At 34.9% G+C, this 25,155-nt stretch carries 24 protein-coding genes and 1 riboswitch; of the genes, 6 read left to right on the top strand and 18 right to left on the bottom strand.

What is annotated here, in order from left to right; translation table 11 throughout:
• Positions 1-73: 73 nt before the first annotated feature.
• Positions 74-652: an ECF transporter S component gene (locus MKY70_RS07850; protein WP_002011769.1), complete on the bottom strand. Its 579-nt coding sequence runs from the start codon at positions 650-652 to the stop codon at positions 74-76.
• 163 nt (positions 653-815) lie between these two features.
• Positions 816-955, bottom strand: a riboswitch (FMN riboswitch).
• 248 nt (positions 956-1,203) lie between these two features.
• Between MKY70_RS07850 and MKY70_RS07845 the strand changes: the two genes are divergently transcribed.
• The gene (locus MKY70_RS07845) at positions 1,204-1,890 is read left to right on the top strand and encodes a hypothetical protein (protein ID WP_002030740.1); all 687 of its coding nucleotides are present in this window, start codon (positions 1,204-1,206) and stop codon (positions 1,888-1,890) included.
• A gap of 205 nt (positions 1,891-2,095) precedes the next feature.
• On the opposite strand, the gene MKY70_RS07840 is transcribed toward MKY70_RS07845, so the two are convergent.
• The 14 genes from MKY70_RS07840 to MKY70_RS07775 form a co-directional block, all read right to left on the bottom strand.
• A complete protein-coding gene (locus tag MKY70_RS07840; RefSeq protein ID WP_002141020.1) occupies positions 2,096-2,710 on the bottom strand; it encodes a peptidoglycan DD-metalloendopeptidase family protein in 615 nt (204 codons plus the stop codon).
• Between the two features lie 85 nt (positions 2,711-2,795).
• The gene (locus MKY70_RS07835; RefSeq protein ID WP_002011763.1) at positions 2,796-3,377 is read right to left on the bottom strand and encodes a cob(I)yrinic acid a,c-diamide adenosyltransferase; all 582 of its coding nucleotides are present in this window, start codon (positions 3,375-3,377) and stop codon (positions 2,796-2,798) included.
• A 142-nt stretch (positions 3,378-3,519) separates the two neighbouring features.
• Positions 3,520-5,295: a sensor histidine kinase ResE gene (resE, locus tag MKY70_RS07830; protein ID WP_002011760.1), complete on the bottom strand. Its 1,776-nt coding sequence runs from the start codon at positions 5,293-5,295 to the stop codon at positions 3,520-3,522.
• Entirely contained in the window at positions 5,295-6,011 is a 717-nt protein-coding gene (resD, locus tag MKY70_RS07825; protein WP_002011758.1) for a DNA-binding response regulator ResD, read from the bottom strand. Before resD ends, resE begins: the two co-directional genes overlap by 1 nt.
• A gap of 301 nt (positions 6,012-6,312) precedes the next feature.
• Positions 6,313-7,470 carry a cytochrome c biogenesis protein ResC gene (gene resC / locus MKY70_RS07820; protein WP_088030880.1) on the bottom strand — a complete coding sequence of 386 codons (1,158 nt, stop codon included), beginning with the start codon at positions 7,468-7,470 and terminating at the stop codon, positions 6,313-6,315.
• A gap of 14 nt (positions 7,471-7,484) precedes the next feature.
• Entirely contained in the window at positions 7,485-9,107 is a 1,623-nt protein-coding gene (gene resB / locus MKY70_RS07815) for a cytochrome c biogenesis protein ResB (protein WP_341023864.1), read from the bottom strand.
• Positions 9,108-9,231: 124 nt separating this feature from the next.
• A complete protein-coding gene (gene resA / locus MKY70_RS07810) occupies positions 9,232-9,753 on the bottom strand; it encodes a thiol-disulfide oxidoreductase ResA (RefSeq protein WP_341023863.1) in 522 nt (173 codons plus the stop codon).
• Positions 9,754-9,847: 94 nt separating this feature from the next.
• Positions 9,848-10,576 carry a 23S rRNA pseudouridine(2605) synthase RluB gene (gene rluB / locus MKY70_RS07805; RefSeq protein WP_044438007.1) on the bottom strand — a complete coding sequence of 243 codons (729 nt, stop codon included), beginning with the start codon at positions 10,574-10,576 and terminating at the stop codon, positions 9,848-9,850.
• Between the two features lie 288 nt (positions 10,577-10,864).
• Positions 10,865-11,395 (bottom strand): spore maturation protein SpmB, encoded by a 531-nt coding sequence (spmB, locus tag MKY70_RS07800; RefSeq protein ID WP_002086660.1) that lies wholly within the window; start codon positions 11,393-11,395, stop codon positions 10,865-10,867.
• Entirely contained in the window at positions 11,392-11,988 is a 597-nt protein-coding gene (gene spmA, locus MKY70_RS07795; protein ID WP_002086662.1) for a spore maturation protein SpmA, read from the bottom strand. The genes spmB and spmA overlap by 4 nt, the downstream gene beginning before the upstream one ends.
• Positions 11,981-13,105, bottom strand: coding sequence for a D-alanyl-D-alanine carboxypeptidase family protein (locus tag MKY70_RS07790; RefSeq protein WP_088030877.1), 1,125 nt, complete (start codon positions 13,103-13,105; stop codon positions 11,981-11,983). Before MKY70_RS07790 ends, spmA begins: the two co-directional genes overlap by 8 nt.
• Before the next feature lie 113 nt (positions 13,106-13,218).
• Complete coding sequence (locus tag MKY70_RS07785) at positions 13,219-14,133, bottom strand: superoxide dismutase (protein WP_002030730.1); 915 nt, start codon at positions 14,131-14,133, stop codon at positions 13,219-13,221.
• 106 nt (positions 14,134-14,239) lie between these two features.
• Positions 14,240-14,731, bottom strand: coding sequence for a YpuI family protein (locus tag MKY70_RS07780; RefSeq protein ID WP_002086668.1), 492 nt, complete (start codon positions 14,729-14,731; stop codon positions 14,240-14,242).
• Positions 14,732-14,753: 22 nt separating this feature from the next.
• Positions 14,754-15,143 carry a hypothetical protein gene (locus tag MKY70_RS07775; protein ID WP_002030727.1) on the bottom strand — a complete coding sequence of 130 codons (390 nt, stop codon included), beginning with the start codon at positions 15,141-15,143 and terminating at the stop codon, positions 14,754-14,756.
• 186 nt (positions 15,144-15,329) lie between these two features.
• On the opposite strand from MKY70_RS07775, the gene mprF reads away from it, so the two are divergent.
• Positions 15,330-17,915 carry a bifunctional lysylphosphatidylglycerol flippase/synthetase MprF gene (mprF, locus tag MKY70_RS07770; protein WP_002030726.1) on the top strand — a complete coding sequence of 862 codons (2,586 nt, stop codon included), beginning with the start codon at positions 15,330-15,332 and terminating at the stop codon, positions 17,913-17,915.
• Positions 17,916-17,919: 4 nt separating this feature from the next.
• Here mprF and MKY70_RS07765 read toward each other — a convergent pair whose 3' ends face one another.
• Positions 17,920-18,714, bottom strand: a complete 795-nt coding sequence (locus MKY70_RS07765) for a hypothetical protein (RefSeq protein WP_088030876.1) — start codon at positions 18,712-18,714, stop codon at positions 17,920-17,922.
• A 173-nt stretch (positions 18,715-18,887) separates the two neighbouring features.
• On the opposite strand from MKY70_RS07765, the gene deoD reads away from it, so the two are divergent.
• The 4 genes from deoD to MKY70_RS07745 all read left to right on the top strand — a co-directional run bounded on the left by deoD (position 18,888) and on the right by MKY70_RS07745 (position 22,597).
• Positions 18,888-19,595, top strand: a complete 708-nt coding sequence (gene deoD / locus MKY70_RS07760; RefSeq protein ID WP_000110704.1) for a purine-nucleoside phosphorylase — start codon at positions 18,888-18,890, stop codon at positions 19,593-19,595.
• Positions 19,596-19,796: 201 nt separating this feature from the next.
• Complete coding sequence (locus MKY70_RS07755) at positions 19,797-21,608, top strand: sensor histidine kinase (RefSeq protein WP_088030875.1); 1,812 nt, start codon at positions 19,797-19,799, stop codon at positions 21,606-21,608.
• Positions 21,609-21,715: 107 nt separating this feature from the next.
• Positions 21,716-22,246 (top strand): tyrosine-type recombinase/integrase, encoded by a 531-nt coding sequence (locus tag MKY70_RS07750; protein WP_000806230.1) that lies wholly within the window; start codon positions 21,716-21,718, stop codon positions 22,244-22,246.
• Between the two features lie 135 nt (positions 22,247-22,381).
• Positions 22,382-22,597: a DUF3924 family protein gene (locus MKY70_RS07745; protein WP_088030874.1), complete on the top strand. Its 216-nt coding sequence runs from the start codon at positions 22,382-22,384 to the stop codon at positions 22,595-22,597.
• 14 nt (positions 22,598-22,611) lie between these two features.
• On the opposite strand, the gene MKY70_RS07740 is transcribed toward MKY70_RS07745, so the two are convergent.
• Together MKY70_RS07740 and MKY70_RS07735 are read right to left on the bottom strand one after the other, a co-directional pair.
• Positions 22,612-23,966 (bottom strand): IS3 family transposase gene (locus tag MKY70_RS07740; protein WP_341074485.1). Its coding sequence is split into 2 segments (ribosomal slippage): positions 22,612-23,513 and positions 23,513-23,966, totalling 1,356 coding nucleotides; the frame shifts between segments, so codons are not numbered across the junction.
• 323 nt (positions 23,967-24,289) lie between these two features.
• Complete coding sequence (locus tag MKY70_RS07735) at positions 24,290-25,135, bottom strand: DUF72 domain-containing protein (RefSeq protein ID WP_002086674.1); 846 nt, start codon at positions 25,133-25,135, stop codon at positions 24,290-24,292.
• Between the last annotated feature and the right edge of the window lie 20 nt (positions 25,136-25,155).

The following is a 25,155-nucleotide window of genomic DNA, read 5'->3' as shown; positions in this document are numbered from 1 at the left end:
ATTTTTTGCACTCTTTTTCATTCTCACTAACAAAAAAACCATTAGCAGTTACGCTGCCAATGGTTTAATATTTTTAAGCATTTTTCATTTTTGCAAATACCCATACTTTCAAGCGTGAAAATAATGCTACAAATACAATTGTTACAACAATTCCTTTAATTACATTAAACGGTAATATCGCCGTTACAATAGTTTGTCGCATAATATCACTAGACATAGCTGGTGAATTTAAAAACCAAGTGTACGCTGGTAAAATAATAAAGTAGTTTAACACACTCATAATAACTGTCATAGTAATTGTACCTAGCATTAATCCTGTCGTTAAACTTTTTACTGTGCGATACTTTCGGAATAAGAATGCTGCTGGACCAATAAATAAACATCCCGCTATAAAGTTTGCTACTTCTCCTACTGGTACTCCCGTTAAACTTCCTTGAATTCCGTAATGCAAAATATTTTTTATCGCTTCTACAATTACACCTGCAATTGGACTAAAAATTATCGCCGCAATTAAAGCTGGCACATCACTAAAATCAATTTTTAAAAATGGCGGAAGCCCTGGGAATGGAAAATCCAACATCATTAGTAAATACGCAATACTACTTAGCATCGCTACACTCACCATCTGCACTACACTGTTTTTTTGTTTCATCTTTCTCTCTCCTTTTCCATCGATCTTCTCATGGAAAGTGGAAAGGTTCTGCTATGCCTATTTTTTCATAGAACGAAAAAACCCTTTGTGATTTACACAAAGGGAGAATTTTAAGGCACATCAAACAGACGTTCAAATACTTATCTTTTTTGAACGCTTGAACCTCCATCTTCTCCCATCCAGACTGTACTGTCGGCTTTGGAATCACACCAAATCCTGCCTTAACGGCTCGCGGGCTTAGAACGAAATTATTAAATGTTCATCACCGCCGGTCGGGATTTTCACCCTGCCCCGAAGATAGACCGATATTCTATTTTCCACTTCATTATACAACAACATGATCGTATTGTGAACAAAAAAAGTGTAACTTACTAAAAATAAGTTGTTGATTTTATATAATTAAAGAAACAATCACTATATTTTACAATACAACCCATATTTTTTATAATTCGGTATTTCTCTTATGAATCCCCCTAGTCATATGTCGTCAAAAGTGATAAGATGTTGAATTGTTAAGATAAGAACATTTTCTGAGTTATGGAGGAAATGTCATGAAGAAAGATAAAAGACACTCTATTCGAGAAGCAATGAAAAAGAACTTAAGAAAAGAATACTTTTATTTGAAAAAAGAATTACTTTTCTACTGTCCAATTGATCTAGGCACATTCTCAAGAGAGACATACTACGCTACTTTTGACCAAGATGGCATAAGTATTTATCAGTATGATAAAAAAACAGAAAGTAAATTAAAATTGTGTGAGCGTCATCCATGGAAAAGTTGGAATAAGGTAAAAGTTGATCACTATTTAACAACTTCTCAATTTATTTTCCAAGGTGAGCGAAATTGGATTTTATCCCTTTTCCAAAAAGGAAAAGAAGCTCAAAAAATAATTGAAGAACATACATCTTTACAAACGGAAGTTGTTTCCCGTCCGTTTTCCAAGAAACTTCCTGGTTTCCGTTCTGATACACCATTGAATAAATACATCGGTTGCATTTGTTACACTGCACTTATTGCATTTTTATTAAAATGGATGATTCCATTTCAAGCACCACAAATCGCCCTGTATTCTCTTTCAATTGGCTTTATGCTTCTTGGTTTACTTTGTCTTACAATTGGTCTAATCGAACCAACTATCGTACTATTTCGGACAAAAGAAAAAACAAGAACAAAAGTCTTTTACTTATATAGCTACTTAGCTATTACTGGATTTATATGTGTCTTTATTTTTTGGTAAAAGAAGCCGTCCCAAAAGATCTTTTTGGGACGGTTTTTCGTTAGGAATAGGTTGCTCTTATTGTCGTATTTTATTGTTAGTCGATATTTCTTGTCGAAATGTCAATATAATAAGAGCTATGTTCGATATAATTTCATTTACTATCGCAATCTTAAATAAGAAGAAAATAAATTTATTCAAAAGTTATGCTTTTGGGACGTTGCCTTTACTTGACGTATAGTTGTTGGTTCGGATAGATTTGCTCTTGTCGCAATCCATTCCTCACTTTAATTTCCTCAACTGTCATACTAAATTTCCGGGCAATACCAACTAAAGTATCACCTTTTTGTACAATATATAGTGATGATGACACAACTTGATTTTTTTGTTCATTTAAAACAAGCAACGGATTCATCGCATTCCTTTTCTCCATCGTCCATCTCCCTTGATGCACTTCTAAATGTAAATGCGCTCCTCGCGATTCTCCTGTATTCCCTACCTCTCCAATTAGCTCTCCTTTTGAAATGTTATCACCTTGAACTACATATCTCTTATTTAAATGCGCATAAACAGCCTCATATTCTCCATGTTTAATAAACACAACATTTCCATAACTACTTGAAAAATAAGACTTTGTCACCTTACCATTTTGAATAGCTGCAACAGGCGTTCCAATAGGCGCAGCTATATCAATACCATAGTGTTTCCCATGTCTTGTCCCAAAATAATCACTTATCTGCCCATCAACAGGCCATATCCACTGATTCCCTTCAGCGTAAACATGTAATTGAGATAAAAATAATACACTCAATATCACCACGCCACATTTTAACGCTTTCATATACATCCTCCGTTTTCTAATAGCCGTCATACCTTCTCTATTGTGGGATATTACAGAAAAAAGTATACAAAAAAAAGAAAGTGTATTACTCCACTTCCTTCTCTTCTTTATTACGAAAAACAAGTGCACTGCGGTTATACTCCACATCTTTCACTTGTAAACGCGCATTTATTACTCTAGCAAGCGCAAATAAATAATCAGATAACCTATTTACATACTTTAGAACAATTTCATTGGTTTCTCCTTCTTTTTGCAATGACACTATACAACGTTCTGCTCTTCTTATAACTGTACGTGCAATGTGTAGTGCAGCCGATATCTCGCTACCGCCTGGTAAAATAAAACGCTCTAAAGGCGGCGCTTCTTCTGTATACGAATCAATTCGTCTCTCTAAATACTCGACCATCTCTATCGTTACTTTATAAGGGATTTTCTTCTCTACTATTGCTAAATCCCCTCCACAATCAAATAGTTCATGTTGAATATTTTCAAGTTCGTTATAAATGTTACGAAAACATTCCTCTTGTAATTTAGACATGGCATATCCGATATGAGAATTCGCCTCATCAATTGTTCCATAAGCTTCTACACGTATATGATCTTTATCCACTCGGCCACCTATGACACTCGTTTCCCCTTTATCACCTGTTTTTGTATAAAGTTTCATTTCATTATGACACCTCTCTTTTTATTTTCATTCTGATTATTACAGAAAAAAACTCTACCATTCTTTATTTAATTGCACTTACAAAAAAATAAAAAAACAGTAAAGCTTTTATTCATGATCAACTTTCAAAAAACATATATATCTAAATTATACGATTTGGTAAATATACAGAGAATGTAGTTCCTTCTCCAACGACACTTGATACAAAAATCTTCCCGTCATGACCTTGAACAATATTTTTAGCAATCGCAAGCCCGAGTCCTGTTCCAATTTTTTTCCCGCGAGTTCTCGCTTTATCAGCTTTATAGAATCGATCGAACAAGAACGGAATATCTTCTTCTGGAATACCAGCACCTGAATCTTGCACTTCGAAAGTAAGGCCACTATTTTTCGTATTAATTACAAGTGTAACATGTCCACCTGCATTTGTATGACGGATTGCATTATCAATTAAATTCGTCAGTACCTGTTCCATACGGTCTGCATCAAACGGATATTGTTCAATTGGACTTTGGAAATCCACTGTTAATTGGACTTCTTTATCCTTTGCAATCCCCTGGAATTTACGGCCAATTTTTTCGACAAATGGATGAATATCTACTTCCCCTATATGTAACTCTACATGTCCACTTTCCATACGGGCTAAATCTAATAACTCATTTACAAGTTTACCTAAACGAACAGATTCATCATAAATAATTTGAACAAACTCATTAATTTCTTCTTTCGTTTGCACAATATCATCTAAAATTGCTTCACTATATCCTTGAAGCATTACCATCGGTGTACGAAGTTCATGTGATACATTCGCAATAAAGTCTTGACGCATTTTCTCAAGACGACGCTCCTCCGTCATATCTCGCAATACTGCTACAGCTCCACGAATTTTTGTTTGATTGTAAAGCGGTGTCATAAGAACTACGTAGTTACCTTTTTGCAAATTAATTTCAACAACTTGTTGTTGCTCACTTTCTACAACGAGATGGAATAGTTCAACAAGTTCAGAAGGCAGTTTTTTAATTAACTCTACTTCTTTTTCTTCTTGCCAAACTTGTAAGAAGTGTTCTGCCGGTGGGTTGATAACAACGACTTCACCTTCTTGATTTAACGTAACAACACCATCTGCCATACTACTCAAAATGCTAGCTAACTGCTCTTTTTCTTGCTGCAGGGCATTCATATTAAACTTCAACTGTTTTCCCATTTGATTTAAAGCAGTTGCAAGCTCACCAATTTCGTCCTGCGACACCATAGGGGCTTTCGTATCAAATTTCCCGCGCGCTACCTCAAATGCAACCTCACGCATTTTACGAAGTGGTGCCGTAATTCGAGTAGATAAGAAAAATGCAAAGAAAGTCGTTAAAATAATCGCAATCCCGGCTGATAAGAAAATAAAATCAGTCGTTCTCTCCATACCTTGTATTGGAACTTGCAATGATTCATATACAAACACTGCACTTTGATTTTTTGACTGTACTGGCTTCCCGACGATCATAATATCATTTTCAGTATTTTTATTCTTCCTACTATTAGAAGCTTTTCTAATATTATTCTTAATATCCTTTTTATCTGTAAAAACAGCTGCTAATTCTTTATCATTTTTCAAATCATCTATTGTAAGAGTAACTAATCCTTCTTGTTTCGGCGAAGAAGAAATTTCCTTACCGTCTTCTACAATGATAATCCTTGAAAGTGGATCAGAAAATTTGTAAGCAATATCCTCAATCGTTTTTACATCGGCACCTTCTTCAATTAATTCCGTGACACTTGTTGCAACTTTCTGAAGCCTAGCTTCACTCATATCAACATAATACGTTCTAAAAAACTGTGAAAGTAAAATAGCAACAAATCCAAGAACAAACGAAACGAGAAGTAATATGGTCATCCATAACTTCCCTACTACACTTCTCCAAAGCATCAGTCGTTCACAACCTCAAACTTGTAACCTACGCCCCAAACGGTAACAATCATTTTCGCTGCATCTGGTGATTGTTTACTTAACTTTTCACGTAAACGCTTTACATGCGTATCAACTGTACGTAAATCTCCGAAGAACTCATATTGCCATACTTCTTTTAACAATTGCTCACGGTCAAAAACTTTATCCGGGGATTTCGCTAAGAATAATAGTAATTCATATTCTTTCGGTGTTAAGTTTACTTCATTACCATCCGCTGTAACGCGGTGCGCATCATTATCAATTGTTAAATGAGGGAAAACAGTAACATCTTTCGTCGTTGTATCTTGTGTAAAGAATGTCGTTGGTACAGCGCGGCGTAATACCGCTTTCACACGAAGTACTACTTCACGCGGGCTAAACGGCTTTACAATATAATCATCAGTTCCAACTTCAAACCCTTGTACCCTATTTACTTCTTCACCTTTTGCTGTCAGCATAATAATTGGCGTCGCTTTCTTCTCACGAATCCCTTTACACACTTCGATACCATCTTTACCAGGCATCATAATATCCAGTAGGATTAAATCATAATCATTTTGTAACGCCATTTCTAAAGCTGTATCACCATTATCCGCTTCTTCAATTGTGTATTGCTCTCTTTCTAAATACATCTTTAATAAACGACGAATACGATCCTCATCGTCTACAATTAAAATTCTTGATTCATTTTCCATTTCTACCCGCTGCGTACTTTTACCACAACGGTTTACACCTACCCTTCTACAATATAATGTTGCACCTATCCTCGTTTAATTAAGCATTTTTTAACGTTCCACTTCCCATATTATGCTTCACAAGAATAATAAAGTTTGTTCATTTTTTTTCCAAAACTATGTATTTTTTTTGAACAGTATATTTGGTCCTCGACATCATTTTACAGAATCAACCGCTACTTTGTCATGTTTTTCTCAAAAAAGAAGAAAATTTGACAAAAATAAAATAGGAAAGTGACATACACTCTCCTATTTTATTTCTCTATGCATATGAATGTAAACCCGCAATAATTAAGTTTACTACAATAAAGTTAAACATAATGATTGCAAAACCAATCACTGCAAGCCAGGCGGATTTTTCTCCATGCCATCCTTTAGATAAACGTAAATGTAATACCGCAGCATAAAAGAGCCAAGTAATAAGCGCCCAAACTTCTTTTGGATCCCAACCCCAAAAGCGCGTCCAAGCGATTTGAGCCCAAATCATGGCGAAAATTAATGCACCTAATGTGAAAACTGGGAATCCAATTGCAATAGAGCGATATCCAATTTCATCTAACAAATCACTATTCGTATTTTTCACTAACGGCTGAAGCGCCGCTGATACTCGTTTACGTAATGTAAGCCTTAATACGACATATAGCAATGTTCCGACTAACACAGACCAAATTACTGTATTTAATTTTTTCGCATTTACAATCGCCGGAACTTCAACTGTCGGCTCTAATTTATTTTCTGACAATAACTTTCCTTCGTGCGGTCCCACTAAAGCCGGAAGATTGTACTTCATTTCCACTTGTTGTTCATTTTTATCAACCCATTGAAACTTCGCTTCATATTTCATACTAGAAAATACCGTTGTCACTCCAATAAAACCAACTGTACAAACAAGTGTGAACACTACCGTTTCTAACCAAAATGTACGTTTGCTTCTCGTTGATTGATCTACATTCTTCAATAAATACATAACGCCCGTAATAAAACTAATTGCTAAAATTGCTTGTCCTGCTGCTGCAGTCGTCACGTGAATATGTAACCAATTACTTTTTAAAGATGGAATAAGCGGAGATATTTCCCTCGGAAACATACTCGCATATGCAATTAATAAAAGCGCAACTGGTAATGCAAAGAGTCCAATTATACTTACGCGGTACATAAAATACATGACAATAAATGCTCCAACAAGCATCATGCCGAAAAACGTACCGAATTCAAAAAAGTTACTAACTGGTGCATGTCCTGATGCAATCCATCTTGTAACAAAATATACTGTTTGTGCAATAAACCCTAAAATTGTAATCGTTATTCCTATATTTGCCCATTTATGACCTTTTTCTTTAATTGCTCCCCCAAAAAATAGAGTTGCAATTAAATATAAAATAAATGCGGTAAAGAGAAAGTTACTACTTATTTGCACCATATCGTTTCCCCACCTTAACTAATTTTTTTATCCACTACTTTATCGCTTGGCTGCGGAATTGCTGTACCTTCTAGTACTCTTTCAATATCTTTCTTTAAACCGAACCAATTTTTATTCGTATGTCCTGCAATCCACCATTCATCATTAACGCGTTGTATCCAAATACGGCGATGGTTCCAATACATACCTTGAATCACACCAACCATAAATATAAATCCTCCAATACCGAGAATCCAAAGCGTCAAATCTTTTCTTACTGTAAGAGCTGTTGCATTTTGCATTTCCACACCTGCAAATGACATTTTATATTTATTATTCCCGTCAGGCTCTATGTTTTGCTGAATACCGACGAAACTAACTTCACCATCTGGTGTTTCCGGGGTAAACATTTTAAAGACGAATGCAGGATTATTCGGTAATTTTGTTTTCGTATTCGGCCTTCCATTCTCATCAAAATAAAAATCAGGAAAATAGCTTAATAGTTCTAGAGAATACCCATTTCCTAAATCATATTTTTCTGTAGGATTCGCTAAATCTACTTTAATCGGTCCCAACTTTTGATTATTTTCTTTGTTTTGCAAATGGAAAGACATGCTTTTAAATTCACTTTCTTTGTAATCCACTTGATAAACAGCAAATTGATCAAATTTCAGTGGCTCATTCACTCGAATTTCAGCTTCTTTTACCTTTTCTAATTTTGGTTTTTGACCCGCTATATTTTCTCCTACCGCTTTATATAATACAGCATTTGTTTGGAAGTTTTTCGCAATCATTTTATCACCAACACGATCAATTGCTTCATCAAAAACTTCTTTATCCTTACTCTTATCATAAACTTCCTTTATAAACTTTTCGTTTTTCAAATAGTATTGACCATTTGTTCCTGGTATTTCTTTCGTTTCACCGTCACGTAACCAAAGTGCTTCATCTACATACATACTCGGTAAAAAACGTAGCATTGCACCGAATAGAAAGATAATAAGACCAATATGGTTTACATATGGACCCCAACGTGAAAAACGTCCCTTTTCCGCTAAAACGTTCCCGTCTTCCACTTTTACATTATAATTACGTTTCTTTAAATTAATTTGAACTCGTTCTAAGTCACCTTCATGCGGCGTACCAGTCCCGTGCACTCTCTGTCTTTTCAAAAAACTTGGGTGTCTTTTCACCCCTTGTTTTTTTAAAGCTTTATAAAGAGGAATGACACGGTCTAAACTACATATAACAAGTGAAATACCAATGGAAGCAATTAAAATCATGTACCACCATGATCCATATAAATTATTAAATCCTAATTGATAGTATAATTGTCCTAAAAATCCATACTCGGTCTTATAATATTCAGCTGGTTCGATTCCTGGAGTTATGTACATTTCTTGGGGAAAGATAGTTCCTATTGCCGATGAAGCTAAAGTTATTACGATTAACCATACACCTACTTTTACAGAAGAGAAAAAACTCCAAATTTTATCGACTATCGTTTTTGTATGTGTGAGAGATCTCCGAGCACTCCCCTCATATCTCATATCCAATAATTTTATATTTTCATTACTTTCAAATGGTTTCCCACATGCTTCACAAAAAATGGTTCCTATCGGATTAACATGTCCACATTCACACTTAATTTCTTTCAAAGCTCTCACCGCCCTTTTATCTATATGTACTATTGTATATTCCAGCCTAGAGTTACCGCAATACTCAGAATTTTTAAAGCGAAGGCGCTATACGTAAGCACCTCTTATGTAAAGGCTTTCTTAATTATGGAGTGATTTTCTTTAAGTACTCTTCCAATTGTTCCTTCGTTTGCTCACCTATAATTTGTTCGACTACTATTCCATCTTTATCAATCAAAAAGCTTGTCGGTAATGGTCCTACCCCATATGTGCTTATGATTTTTGTTCCTTTATCAATAGCAACTGGGAATTTCAAATCATATTGTTTCACAAAGTTCTTAACAGCAATATCTGTTTCATCTGCATCTAACGCAATAATTTCAACGCCTTTTTCTTTATACTTTGGATATAATTCATTCATATAAGGCATTTCTTTTTCACAAGGTTTACACCAAGTTCCCCAAAAATTTAAAAATACACCTTTTCCCTTTAAATCTTTTAATTCAATATTCTTTCCTTCTAAATCAGTTACAACAAAGTTAGGTGCTTCTTTTCCAATTTGCATTTTCTCTTTATCAGTAAAAAACCCTTGATATAGCGTAAACCCTACCGCACCGCTTAAAATGAGCAAAATGATAACACGAAATAATAAGCGATTTTTTTTCATGTTGTCTCCCCTCTCTTCGACGAGTGATAAATATATGTATTTTTTAATAAATCACCAGCGGAGCATTCCACTGGTGAAAGTTTCACAATATAGATTAGCGAGGCTTTGTAGAAGCCAATGCACGTAATTGTTTCACCTCATGTGGTGTCAATTCTCTTGCATCGCCAGGACGCAAGCTACCCACTTCTAAAAAGGCATACCGTTCACGTTTTAATTTCATTACTTTACAATCTAACGCTTCAAACATGCGGCGTACTTGACGGTTACGTCCTTCATGAATCGTTAATTGTATAATTGCCATCTCTTTACGCTTGTCCCAAGAAATAATTTTCGCTTGTGCTGGTGCTGTTTTCCCATCTTCTAATGCAACACCTCGTTCTAACATGCGAATTTTCTCACCTGTTAATGGCCCTTTAATTTTCGCAACATACGTTTTTTCAACTTTATATCTCGGATGCATTAATACATTTGCAAATTCACCATCATTTGTCATCAATAATACGCCAGACGTATCATAATCTAAGCGTCCGATTGGGAATAAACGTTGTCTAATTTCAGGGAAAAAGTCTGTTACAACATTTCTTCCTTTATCATCTGATACACTTGAAATTACACCAGTTGGTTTATATAGTAAAAAATAAACAGGTTCTTCTTTTTCAAGAGGGATGTTATTTACTTCCACTTTATCTTGAGGAGTTACTTTTGTTCCTAACTCCTTTACTATTTTCCCATTAACTTTCACTTTCCCTTGCTGAATTAATTCCTCAGCCTTTCTTCTCGATGCAATACCTGCTTGCGCAATCACTTTTTGTAATCGTTCCATTTCTTTTTTTCACCTCAAATTTATCTTACCTTACATTAGAAAGACTTGGCAACCGCCTAAGCTTTATGCCATTTACTTCGCCTATCTTTAACAACATAGCAATGATGATAAACGTCTAAAGGCATATCACGTTTTCACCCTTTATTATTGTTTACACTTTTTCATGTTGTCCACGATAAAAGTTCATCATTTTGTCAAAAACACCGCATAAAAAAACCACTATTAAACTACACGTTAATAGTGGTCGTATACGTATTATAAGCTAAATAGCGCAAAAAATGAATAGCATTACCGAAACAATAGGGAAACAAACACAATTGAACAAATAATTCCGATTAAATCTGCAAAAAGTCCTACCTTTAATGCATCTCCCATTTTTCTAATACCGACAGCCCCAAAGTATACTGTTAATATATAAAAAGTCGTATCTGTGCTACCTTGCATCGTTGAAGCTAACCTACCAATAAACGAGTCTGGCCCATATGTAGCGATTAAGTCGGTCGTAATACTTAAACCAGCAGATCCCGAAATCGGACGTATAAGTGCAAGTGGAACGATTTCGGCTGGTACATGAATAAAGTCTAACATCGGCTTCATTACCGATATCATCGCATCTAAAGCACCTGATGCCCGAAAAATAGAAATAGATACAAGCATTCCAACCATAAACGGCAAAATGGAAACCGCAATTTGAATCCCTTCTTTTCCGCCCTCAACGAACGATTCGTACGTTGGAACTTTCTTTATCGTGCCATACAAAAGGATAAAACCAATTACACAAGGAATTACCCATAATGAAATTGTATTTACAATACTCATTTTTTCCGCCCCTTTCTACTCCTTCTCCGGTAAAAATAGCGGTCAATCCAAATCGCTCCAATCATCGATAACACTTGTGCTATAAATGTTACGCCAACGATTTCAGTAGGGTTTGCTGATTCATAAGTCATTCGAATCGAAATGACAGTAGTCGGAATTAATGTAATCGCTGAAGTATTTAATGCTAGAAACGTCACCATAGAACGACTTGCTGAATCCTTTCCACCATTTAACTCTTTCAGTTGTTCCATTGCTTTAATACCTAAAGGTGTTGCTGCATTACCTAACCCAAAAAAGTTCGCCATCATATTTGATAAAATGAATCCCATTGACGGGTGATCCTTCGGTATTTCTGGAAATAATCTTTTTACTATCGGCATAAAAAGTGATACTAACTTCTTTAACAATCCAGCTTCCTCAGCAATTTTCATTAAACCGAGCCAAAATACTAAAACACTAATAAGTCCAATACAAATCGTTACAGCATCTTTTGACCCTTCAAACACTGCTTTGGTCACTTCTTCCATCGTTCCATTTATCATGGCATACACAATCCCTATAACTGCCATCGCTGCCCATACGAGATTAACCATCTATCCCAACACCTATCATGTAAGAGAAGATTTCTTTTACGTTATTCCAATACATTCCTGTTGTAGCTACTAACTTTCGTTTACTGTAAAACAAATTTCGTTCTCCAACTTTCTCGTTCCCTACATAAATTTCTGTCTTCCCAATCTTTACTCCATCCGTAAGTTTTGCACTTTTATCGAGCTCAACTTTCAATAACACGCTCTTTCTTTCCTCTTCAGTTAAAGGTACAGAAAAACTATTTTTCGTATAAACATGATTGGCATATTTCTTTTCATTTATTTCAGCGAGTGCGCCTTGTCCTAAAACTTTCGCTTGCTTATAGCGTTCAAATCCTTTATCAAACAAATTCATATGATCATCCCAGTCACTAGAAGCACTCAAAGTTACGACAATTAAATCTAATCCATCTTTTGAAGCTGTTGTGACAAGCGTCCGTCCTGCTTTCTTCGTAAAACCTGTCTTTCCCCCTGTTGCAAATTCATAATAAGATGTCACAAGCTTATGTTTATTTTTCCACGGATAATCCCAAGAATCTGATTTATACGTTTTTGTTCCAAAAATTTTCTTAAAGGTCTCGTTCCCCATTGCATATTTCGTTAATAATGCCATGTCATAAGCCGACGAATAATGCGATCCATCCCCATCCAAGCCATGCGGGTTTGAGAAATGCGTATCTTTCATTCCGATTTCTTTCGCCTTTTCATTCATTAAATATACAAATCCTTCTATACTCCCTCCCACATTTTCAGCAATTACTTGTGCTGCATCATTACCAGATCTAAGCATTAATCCGTAAACTAAATCTTCTAACTTAACTTTTTGTCCAGGTTTTAAATAAATTGCCGATCCTTCTACTCGTACCGCTTCATTACTAACCGATACTAACTCTTTCATTTTTCCTGATTCAGCAGCTAACAATGCTGTCATAATTTTTGTTATACTAGCAATTTTTTGTGGCCCATGTTCTAATTTCCCATATAGCACACGACCGGATTGTTGTTCCATTAAGACTGCGTTACGAGCACTGACACCACCGTTCATTTTTGCATATGCAGGAATTGGCATAACGCTTGCGTACATTATAATTAGCGTAATTATTATACAAATTCGTCTCATATTTCCCCCCCACGTCCTTTTGGCACTTTTTGTACAAGTGTATGCTTGGCCTTTTAAAATATGAACGAAATCTTCCTTCCACCTCCACTAAAAAAGACGCATGAGATATGCGTCTAATACGGTGTCCATTCAATTTGCTTCGCACTTTCAAATCTCTTTTCTACATCTGGCCAATTTACAACATTCCACCAATTTTTAATATATTCATCTTTTCGATTTTGATATTGTAAATAATACGCATGTTCCCATACATCCAGTACAAGGAGTGGTATCGTATCCCACTGTGTAAACAATTGATGAAGCGTGCTTTGCAAAATTTCTAACCTTCCTGAACGGGGTACCCATACAAGAATTGCCCATCCTGAACCTTCCACTTTAGAAGCGGCTTCCGTGAAATGCTTTTGAAAACGTAAAAAACTTCCGAAATCTTGCTCAATTTGTTGTGAAAAAGCCCCTCTCGGACTTCCACCACCATCTTTTTTCATGTTATTCCAAAATATCGTGTGTAAGTAATGACCTGATCCATGAAAAGCCGCTTCTCTTTCCCAATGCTTAATTAAATCAAATTGATTTGTTTTTCTCGCTTCTTCCATCATCTTCTCTGCTTTATTTAATCCTTCCACGTAACTACGATGGTGTTTATCATGGTGTAACATCATAATTTCTCGTGAAATGTACGGTTCTAGCGCATTATATGGATAAGGTAATGGCGGAAGGGTATGCCCCCCAATCGGAACAGCTCGTTCGCTATCCCCTCTTTCACATAGTTCATATTCCTCTCCTTCTTGCATAAATACTTCCTGTAAATGGTGTTGAATATGTTCTACATCATCACTTATTTCATACATAAACTCAGCATCTGTGTCGTATTCATGCTCTTTCATACGCTCTAATAACGTTTGAATTTTATAAGCAAGCATATGGACATCATACACTTCCATTGCACGGCTATCTAATACTTGAAGAACACTTTCACACCAGCTTTCTACTTCATGAAAGTAATCTGTAAATACACCTTGCTGACTCATGTCACACCTCCTTGATGCTATCCACTTTAACTATATTCAATTAAAATCCCTTATATAACTGGACAAAAGGAAAAGAAGCTAAGTATCCTTAGCTTCTTTTCCTTAATTAATATTTGTGCAACATTTTTGTTTGGTAATCTGTCTCATAATATTCTAGTTCTTCACGCATCAATTGAAATTTCCCTTCTAAATCCTTCATCATTCGTTCTATAGATCCAGGGGGGATTTGCTGAAAAACAATAGAATTTTTCCCTGTATAAGCAGAACGACTATTTTCATACCAATGATCATTCTTTGGCGAAAAAAACTCTGCAATTACTTGATGGTAAATCTTATATAAAACTGTTTCAGCTGCGGTCTTTCGAAATGGTTGGCTATTCAACAAAACAAAACATGCATCAAGTCCTTCTTCACAAAAAACAAGAAGTCTTCTTATTGATGCTAATATCCCTTTATAGTATTGCTCGTTTCCTGTTGGTGTCTCCTCCAATAAAGAAGGTAACGTATGATAATTTACATAATTAGTTATCAAGGAAATTACATCTTCTAAAAATATAGAAACTTGTTCTGTTTGATTTTCAACCATCAAATTAGACATGGCTTCTCTCTCCTTTGCCGTTTTACGCTATTTCTACTCTTTTATTTTTATGTAATTCAGCTAATATTTCTTGTACTTTCACCACTGTTCCCTCATCAAAGTATCGTTGAAAGTCTGTTACTTCATTGAGATACAAGCGCTTCTGCGCGCGTAGCTCTTTATCCTTCACTAAACAAGCGATCGCTACAATATCTCGTAAATATACGTCTTGTTCTTCTACTTTATAAACTGGATTTCCTTCAAAAGGGATGATTTCTTGTAAAATTTCTTCAAAATATCGAACATATAAGACAGAAAAGGTTTTCTCTTGATTATTTAATATATATGTTACTTCAGATCTATTAAAAAAATCTTCTGATGTATTCGGTTTTGCTTTTTCTAACTCATATCCTGCATAACCTATTATAATCATCTACTTCCCCTCTCTTCCTTCTTTCACCTTATCTTAACTCAATTTTCTAATAAACGAAATATTCTTTTAAATATAACCTATATAAAAAATAGCTTCCCTATACAGGAATTTACCTTTTTATTTTTCTTGAAGTTTGTCATAATAATATTATTGTCTCAGTTTTCTTACACAAGGAGAGTTGTATTTATGTCGTTTTCATGGAAACGTTTCTTACAAATCGGGAAAATAATCTTCCCATTTGTTGTCTTAACAATTGTTTTCTTTCAAGCTAAAAAAGAATTAGCAGGCATTTCTTTTTTAGAAGCAATTGAAACAATTAAAAACATTCCAACTGGTGGGGTATTTTTAGCGATTACACTCGGTGCATTTGCCGTTTCAACAATGTTCTTTTATGACTTTGTTATGCTTCGTTACTTAAAAGCAGATATACCTGTACAAAAGATCTTCCGCATCTCATGGATTGCCAACACTTTAAATGGATTTATCGGTTTTGGTGGTCTTGTTGGTGCCGGTGTACGTACAATGCTATATCGTCCGCATATAAAAGATAATGGAAAACTTATTAAAAGTATTGCTTGGATGACAACCGCTTTTATTAACGGATTAGCCATTCTGTCATTCCTCGGCCTTATTGGAATATTAGACACTAGTTTTATTCTGCACGAAAAACCGTGGTTATGGCCTGTTCTTATCTTCTTTGCTCTTTTCGTTCCTATATATATTGGGTTTTCTAAAATTAAAAATAGAAAAACAAAACAGCTAGACGGACAAGAGGAAGAAGAAGAAGAGAAAAATCCAACTGTTTTATATTCATTAGTTTCATTAGTCGAGTGGGTATCTGCCGGTATCGTTATGTACGTCATTTTAATATTGTTTGGAATTGATATCGAATTTCAAAAGTTTTTAGGTGTTTACGTAATTGCTGCTTTAGCTGGTGTCGTAAGTCTTGTTCCTGGTGGCCTTGGTTCATTTGACCTTGTTTTCTTAACTGGACTAGGACAATACGGCGTTGATACAGGCGTATTACTACCTGCTATGTTATTATACCGACTTGTCTATTACATCTTACCATTCTGCCTAGGTCTCATTTTTGCAGCCTTTGAAATGACAGGAGCTGCCATAAAAAAAATTGAAGATAAACCATTTATTGCACCTGCGTTAGAAACAACTGGTGTAATTTGGACTTTACAACGTGATTTTTTAGGGAAATTAGGTTCATGGGCATCCGCCGCTTTAACAGTATTCGCTGGCTTAATGGTTATTCTATCAACAATTTTACCGACTAGTATAAATCGAGCTCACGCCTTACATATTTTAGCTCCAAAGCACCTTATTCAATTTTCTTTTAGCTTATCATTAACATTCGGTATTCTCCTCCTGATTCTTTCGCGAGGCATATATTATGGAACAAAGCGTTCTTACTATATGACGATTGTTTCTTTAATTGGAGCAGCAATCTTTAATACCCTAAAAGGAATTGACATTGAAGAAACCTTTATTTTATTAATCGTACTTGCTGTGTTGTATATGCTTCGTAAAAGATTTATACGCGAGAAAATGGAAGTCTCACTTTCTGATATCGTAAAAGTATTTATCTTCTTATTACTTACGCTATATTTATATAAAAACTTAGGTATTTTATTTGCGGGTGCAAAAGAAGCGTTCCAACCTGATTTTGTCGTTCGAAATATTACGCAAGTTAAACGAAGTGCATTAGCAGCAGCCTTTTTCGTTCCTACTTTTTTACTTATCGGCTCACTAATTGCCAATCGTTACCGTAGTCAATTTCCCGGGCAACCAGCTAATGATAAAAGGTTAGAAAACTTCTTAGATGAACATGGCGGGAATGTACTTAGTCATTTAGGTTTTTTAGGAGATAAGCAGTTCTTCTTCAGTAGTGACGGAAAAGCACTTCTTCTCTTTTCAATTACTGGAAAACGTCTTGTTGTACTAGGTGATCCAATTGGTGATCCATCCTCCTATCGCACTGTGTTGCAAGAATTTTTAACTGAAGCTGATCGATTTGGGTATATTTGCGTATTCTATCAAATTGAAAGCAAATGGATGAGCTTATACCACGATTTTGGCTACAACTTCTTTAAACTTGGTGAAGAGGCTGTCGTTGATTTAAATACGTTTACAATAACAGGAAAGAAACGTGCTGGTATGCGAGCCACTTTCAACCGTTTTGAACGAGAAGGTTATACATTCTCTATTCATCAGCCACCATTCTCAGACGAATTATACGAGGAATTAAAGAAAGTTTCTGATGCTTGGCTCGGCGGAAAAAAAGAGAAAGGATTTTCACTTGGGTACTTCGATCGTGAGTATATTAGTCGTGCCCCTATCGCTACATTATCTGATGCAGAAGGAAAAATCATTGCATTCACAACCTTTATGCCAGTATATCAAAGTGGCATATTATCTGTTGATTTAATGCGTTATTATCCAGATGCCCCTAGCGGAATTATGGATGCAATTTTTATCCACTTATTCCACTGGGCAAAAGAAAATGAATACCATTCCTTTAATATTGGTATGGCACCACTCTCAAATGTCGGTTTATCAACGCAATCGTTCTGGTCTGAACGAGTTGCTGCTGCAATATTTAATAACGTTCGTTACACATATAGCTTCAGCGGTTTACGACATTTTAAAGAAAAATACAAACCTGCATGGAGTGGAAAGTATTTAGCATTTCGAAAGAATCATTCTTTACCAATTACAATGCTCTCTGTAACAAAATTAATAGGAAAACGAAAAAACAGCTAAGTACTTAGCTGTTTTTTCGTTTTTGCACTTGTATACTAAACTCCTTTTCATACTTCTTACCATTTATATAGAAATCCCCCCATATTTTATATGTTCCTTCCTCTGGAAATGTAATACGATATTGTAATTGCTCATCCGTATCAACAGGAATGGCATATAAAAAATGTCCCCTCGTTTCATCAACGATATACAGCGCGTTGACTTCACCTCTCCCTGAATTTAATTTCAGTTTTTCTCCCTTTTTCGCTTGAAACTGAAATGTTAATGTCGTTGCCTCATTCGGATGTAATGCACCAAATAAAAGAGACACTTGATGCTCTCCTATATTTTTTGTAAGTACAGTATCGACAGGTAGTTTCTTTTTATTCTTGTCCTTGTTTTTCTCCTTTTTTTCTTCACCAAAATCTTGCTTAGAAAATGATTCCACGGACTTGTTTTCATCTTCATACAAAAATATCGTGTGCTCTTCACCTTTTGCTACATCTGAAGATAGCTTATACGATCCATTTCCAGCAAATATAGGCTTCGTTTGTTGTATGTTTTTCAAATTCCCATCCACTATCACTGCTCGAATTTGATCGTTCACACCACGAACTTCATTATTCATTTTATTTAGCAATTGAAACGAAATATCGACTTTTGCATTTCCTTCTTTATTCTTCACATCCCATTTCACTTCTTGAACATCTCCGGTCGTTTCTACAGTTTCTTGATATTTTTTTATGTAAAATCCTCCTGCCACAATAAGTACTAGTGCAATAAGCCCAATGACAAGATTTTTCAAAATATCACCTACCATTTTTATTTTCTTTATCCATGCAAAACCTCTTAAATATATATTCTAGATTATGATTTATGAAATCCTCCTCTTTTGCACATATTACAAATAAAAAAGATTTTAATTGAAAGGAGTCGTAGTGTATAATGCAAATGATATTGATTTCTATCAATACATTATAAGGAGGATTTTTCATGAGTGTACATATTGAAGCAAAACAAGGCGAAATTGCTGAATCTATTCTATTACCTGGTGATCCATTACGTGCAAAATATATTGCTGAAACATTTTTAGAGGATGTTACTTGTTATAATAACGTGCGTGGCATGTTAGGTTTCACTGGAACTTACAAAGGAAAGCGTGTATCTGTTCAAGGTACAGGCATGGGTGTTCCTTCTATTTCTATTTATGTAAACGAATTAATTCAAAGCTACGGAGTGAAAAATTTAATTCGTGTTGGGACATGTGGTGCAATTCAAAAAGATGTTAAGGTACGTGACGTTATTATTGCGATGACGGCTTGTACAGATTCTAATATGAATCGCTTAACATTCCCGGGTTTTGATTTTGCTCCTGCTGCAAACTTTGATCTTTTAAAGAAAGCCTACGATGCTGGAACAGAAAAAGGATTACACGTTCGTGTTGGTAACGTATTAACAGCAGATGTATTTTATCGTGAGAGCATGGACATGGTTAAAAAACTTGCAGATTACGGTGTATTAGCAGTAGAGATGGAGACGACTGCTCTTTACACATTAGCAGCTAAATATGGTGTAAATGCATTATCTGTATTAACAGTAAGCGACCATATCTTCACTGGTGAAGAAACTACATCTGAAGAGCGTCAAACTACATTTAACGAAATGATTGAAATCGCTTTAGATGCAGCAATTCAGCAATAGTACACTAAAGAACTCGTCATACGTCTGGCGAGTTCTTTTTTATGCTAAAATACTTCTATAGTCACTGCACCTTCTCTTTATGTGACTTTCTATAAAAAACTACTTTAGAGAGAGACAGATTTATCTCCTCTACTTTTTTGTAACCTTTGTTATAATTAAGAAATCATTTGTATTACAGTATTTTTCATACGAGGTGAAACAGTGAAGAACAGAAGCATCGTCTTTAAACTATTTTTATTAACATCAACTTTATTTACAATCATATTTCTCCTTTTTTTCCTTGGACAATCTCTATTTTTAGAGAAGTTTTATATTAATAAAAAAATAAAAACCGTTCAAACGGCTTTTGAAAAATTCGTAGATAATTATGAAAAAAGCGACAAAAGTTTTGAGGAAATCAGAAAGCTAAAACAAGAATTTCACGATAAAACGAATGCTGAAATGCAATTTTTAGATTCTAACGGCATTATTAAAAGTGAAAACAATTACTACATTGAGGTAATTAACCCTAATAACAATAAAACCTATTCCATCCCACTTAATAATCTTTTAACACCCGAAGAATATAATAAATTCGAAAATTTAGGCTTAAAAAAAGAGGGCATGATTCACGTAGAGGGATTTTTACAAGATAATATAATAACGCCACTAGAACTGACGACTAATTATAATCGATGGCGAAATGAAAATAGCAATTCGGATTTTCAATCAATTAGTGGTAACCCCTCTAAAAATAGACTCACAAATCGATATAAAACTACGTCTCAGATCAGTTTTACCGGTGTGATATCTAAATTACATATCCCTTCCAAATCTGAGGTTCGCCTTGCAAATGATTTTGAAACATTACAAGCTGTTGAATATTTTGCAAGTACTATTAGACAAGGTACTTCTAATTCAAATCAATTAAACACGTATATTTTAGATAGTGGGGAAAATATAAAAAACAGTGTCTTTGTAAAGCCTATTATGGAAAACGGAAAAATTAAGGATTACGCTTTTGTGATAGCATCTTTACAACCTGTTAATGAAGCGATGCTCGTTTTAAAAGATTATTATGTCTATGCCTTAATTATCGTGTTTCTCGTTATTATTTTGTTATCCTTCTACTACTCAAAAATCATTGTTAAACCATTAATTAAGATAAATCGTGTTACAAAAAAAATGGCCAACTTTGATTTTAGCGAGAAGTTACCTGTTACGGCAGACGATGAAATTGGCGGGTTATCAAGTGGTATTAATACACTCTCTGTAAATTTAAAAGATCGAATCGACCGATTAAATGTTGCCAATACAAAATTACAACAAGATATTGAACGCGAACGTCAATTGGAAAAAACGAGAAAAGAATTCATTTCTGGTGTATCTCATGAATTAAAAACACCACTTAGTGTTATTCGTAGCTTCGCTGAAGGTATTCAAGATGGCGTAAGTAAAGATACGACATATTATACAAATGTTATTTTGGAAGAGACAGATAATATGAACAGGCTCATTGTTGAAATGTTAGAATTAGCAAAACTAGAATCAGGTACGTACAAACTAGAAATGTCGACATTCTCGATCGGTGAATTAATTCAACAAGTCTATACAAAATTATTATTTAGCATGGAGGAAAAACATTTACAAGTAGACATCCATGCTGACTCTTCTCTATTTGTTAAAGCAAATCGTAGCCGTATTGAGCAAGTCGTTGTAAACTTACTTAGCAATGCAATTCGATATACTCCAGATGGTGAAAAAATACACGTCTCTGTTATAGAAACGGAAGATACAGTGAAAATCAAAATTGAAAACACAGGTAATCCTATTCCAGAAGAAAGCCTTGAAAAAATTTGGGATCGCTTCTACCGTTTAGACGCTTCTCGTAGCCGTCATACTGGGGGTACTGGCCTTGGGTTATCCATTGTGAAAAACATTTTAGATCTCCATCACGCTGAATACGGCGTGTATAATACCACTAATAGCGTTGTATTTTATTTTAATTTACAAAAAGTAAAAGAAGTCAAATAATTTGTCTTAATTTCACTAGGAGTTCACATGAAATTCACACTCTCCCTTTATAGTAAGAAACAAGTTAATCCTTTCCTTTACACATATAAAAGAGGAGAGTGCGTGAAATGAAACAAGCAGGACAACCTATTCAAAATGAAAAACAATTAGAAACTATCAAAAATATACTTTTACAATCTTCGAAACGTGATGGCTTATTATTCGTATTAGCTGTAAATTCTGGCTTAAAAGTAAGTGAAATCTTACAATTAAAAGTTAGTGATGTAATCGATGAAGACGAAAATGTTCGCCATTCCATTTTATTTTACAATGAAAAAGTAAAGAAACATAAATGGTTTGCTGTAAATGAAGACTTACAGCACGCAATCGAAGACTACATGAAAGAACGTAAAACTTGGAAACGTAATGAACCATTATTAAAGTCTCAAAAAGGAACAAAGTCTATTACGAGACAACATGCATGGTACATTTTAAACAAAGCTGCAAAAGAAGTTGGATTAGAAGGGATTAGCTCACATACACTTCGAAAAACTTGGGGCTATTGTGCATACAAATCAGGTGTTGATATTGCATTTTTACAACACTTCTTTGATCACAGTACTCCATCCAAAACTTTAAAGTATATCGGTATTGCTTAATAACTCTTATACATAAAAAGGTTACCATTTGTAAATTTGGTAACCTTTTTTATGTTTCATATTCTCTTTTCTTTTCTTGTCTTGTCTTGTCTCTCCTATACTGTAGTGGTACTCTAATAGTAAGGGGGAGAAATTATGAACACATTAACAATTGAATTACCGAAAGAAACGGCTGAAAAACTTGATTTATTAAAGAAATCTTATGAAAAGAAAACAGGTGCTACAATTTCTGAAAGCACTCTCGTTCAAACACTTATCTCAAAGGAATTTATCCAAGCGATAACTCCTTTTGATTTACAACAAATCATCAATGGAAAAGAACAGCAGTATGAAGTGACCCCTAAAAGTTAGACACGGTTATTTCATTAGGCAACTTGATCCAAATGAGTCCGGTATTGTACCGGGCTCATTTTTAATTTTGCCTTAATCCGTTTCGTATTATAATAATCTATATATTTTTCTAATTCTATTTTAAAATGCTCAATACATTCAAATTCTTTTATATAGAGGAACTCCGACTTCATAATCCCAAAGAAATTCTCTATTACTGCGTTGTCGTAACAGTTTCCTTTTCGAGACATACTCTGTACGATAGCTCTTGATTCAAGTGTACGGACGTACTGTCTCATTTGATAATGCCATCCTTGATCCGAATGCATCAGTAGCTGGTGGTTTTCAGGTAAACGTTCTAATGCTTTCTCTAACATCTCTGAAACAAGCGAATACGTCGGTCTAGAACCAATTGTATAGGTAATAATTTCACCATTATACAAATCTAATACAGGTGATACATACAGTTTTTCTCCAAACAATTTAAACTCTGTGATGTCTGTTACCCATTTTTGATTCGGTGCGTCTGCATAAAAATTACGCTCTAAAATATTGGGTGCAATTTTACCGACTTTCCCCTTATAAGATTTATATTTCTTCATGCGCACAACGCACTTTAAGCCAAGCTCTTTCATAATGCGTTGCACCTTCTTTTGATTCACTTTCTGACCACGATTCGTTAATTCATCACGAATGCGACGGTAACCATAACGACCTTCATTCTCCTCATAAATCGCTTTAATCTCAGCTTTCAAATCGGCATCTACATCTGGGCGATTCATTTTTTTTACTAAATCATAATACGTGCTTCGTGGAATACCAGCTAGCTCCACGAGTGCCTTCACCAAATATTTATGCCTTAATTCATAGACTACTTGCGCTTTATCTTGTTTTGTGATTTTTCCTTGTTTTGAACTAAGGCATTCAACTTTTTTAAGTACTCATTTTCCATTTCAAGCTGTTTAATACGTGCTTCAAGTGCTTCGACTGACCCTTCAGCTAAAGCTTGTTTTAATTGTTTATTTGAATCTTTTTTCATGGATGAACGCCCCTTTTTCTTAGATTGAAGGGCATCAATTCCTTGTGTTTCGAGTTGTTTTTTCCAAACAGAAATCGTTGAAGGGGCAGGAATGTTAAAGATAGCTGCCGTCTCAAATAAGGACATACCGTTTTCAATCATAAAGTTTAGTACGTCTAGTTTAAATTGTTGTGTGTAATTTGTACATCGTTTTAGAAAAGCTTCCACACCATTTTGCTTATATTGGTTTACCCAATTCAAAATGATTGTGCCACTTATACCGATCGCTCTACCCATTTCTCGATAACTTTCATTTCCGTTCAAATAACGTAGAACGATTTGTATTTTTTCATCAGCTGTAAATTTAGCCATAGAAAAACTGCGCCTCCAATTGTTAGACTGTGTCTAACAATTGGGGTGCAGTTCAGTAATTGCTGTTCTTTTTTTATTACTATTTAAAATATAAAATGAAACTTTAATCAGTGGGGGTCTTACTGCCGCAAATAGCGGGATAAAAAGTTTTTTACTTATTTTCCGAAAAACCATTGACAATGATAATGATAACCATTATCATTTATTATGAAGCCAACAATTGATGAATCAACCAAACGCTCAGTAACATTGTTACCCCTCTTTTTCATATAGAAAGGCACTGTACATTCCCCCTGTTTGTACAGTGCCTTTCTTGTTTATCATCATTCAAACAAATTTAATTGCTCAGGCTTCGGCTCACCATATGTAATGTTCATCATTTTCATAAGCTGTTTCGCATTATCCGCTGCATCTCCGCCCGAATTATTATTAAACAATACAAATATATCCTTCGTCTTCTTTTTCAATCGCTCTAATCGTTCTACCCATTCCGCCAATTCTTTACTATTATAACGATATAAACAGCGAACCGCTCTCCAATTTTCTCCTTTATCCAGCCAACCATGAACATTTCGGCCATGAAAACGTATTAACGCCATGTCCGAGTTTGTTGCCTCTAATATAAGCGGTACTGATCCTATTCCAGCCTGAGGCTCATCGCAAATTGTATGAATCCAATTTTCTTTTTCTAAAAACTGTAACGTCTTATCTCTCATTTCTGGATAAAACCATGTTTGATTTCGAAATTCTATTGCACATGGTAAATCTTCCATTTTTTCTTTCGTGTATCGAAGTAAATCTACATTTTTCACTTTACAATCAAACCATGGTGGATATTGAAATAAAATCATTTTTAATTTATTTGCTTCTATTAAAGGAAGAATGGATTGTTTATACACATCAAACATCTCATCGAACGTAGAAAAAGGGATTTCCCCTTTCATATGTCCTGTCATACCTTGATAGGCTTTTACTATAAAAGAAAAATCTTTCGGCGTTTCCATCGCCCATTTTGTATAATTCCGCGCAGGTTGTATCGCATAAAATGAACTATCTACTTCCACAATGGGAAAATGTTCACTATAAGTTCGCAATTTATTTCTATTTTCATAGGGATTTATATATAAAGAATCATGATCTCCCCACCCTGTCACTCCAATGAAAAGCAAATATATCCCTCCCTTTTTAA

The organism is Bacillus sp. FSL R9-9492 (assembly GCF_038007365.1).
Lineage (GTDB): Bacteria > Bacillota > Bacilli > Bacillales > Bacillaceae_G > Bacillus_A > Bacillus_A mycoides.
This window is presented reverse-complemented; position numbering and strand designations above follow the sequence as displayed.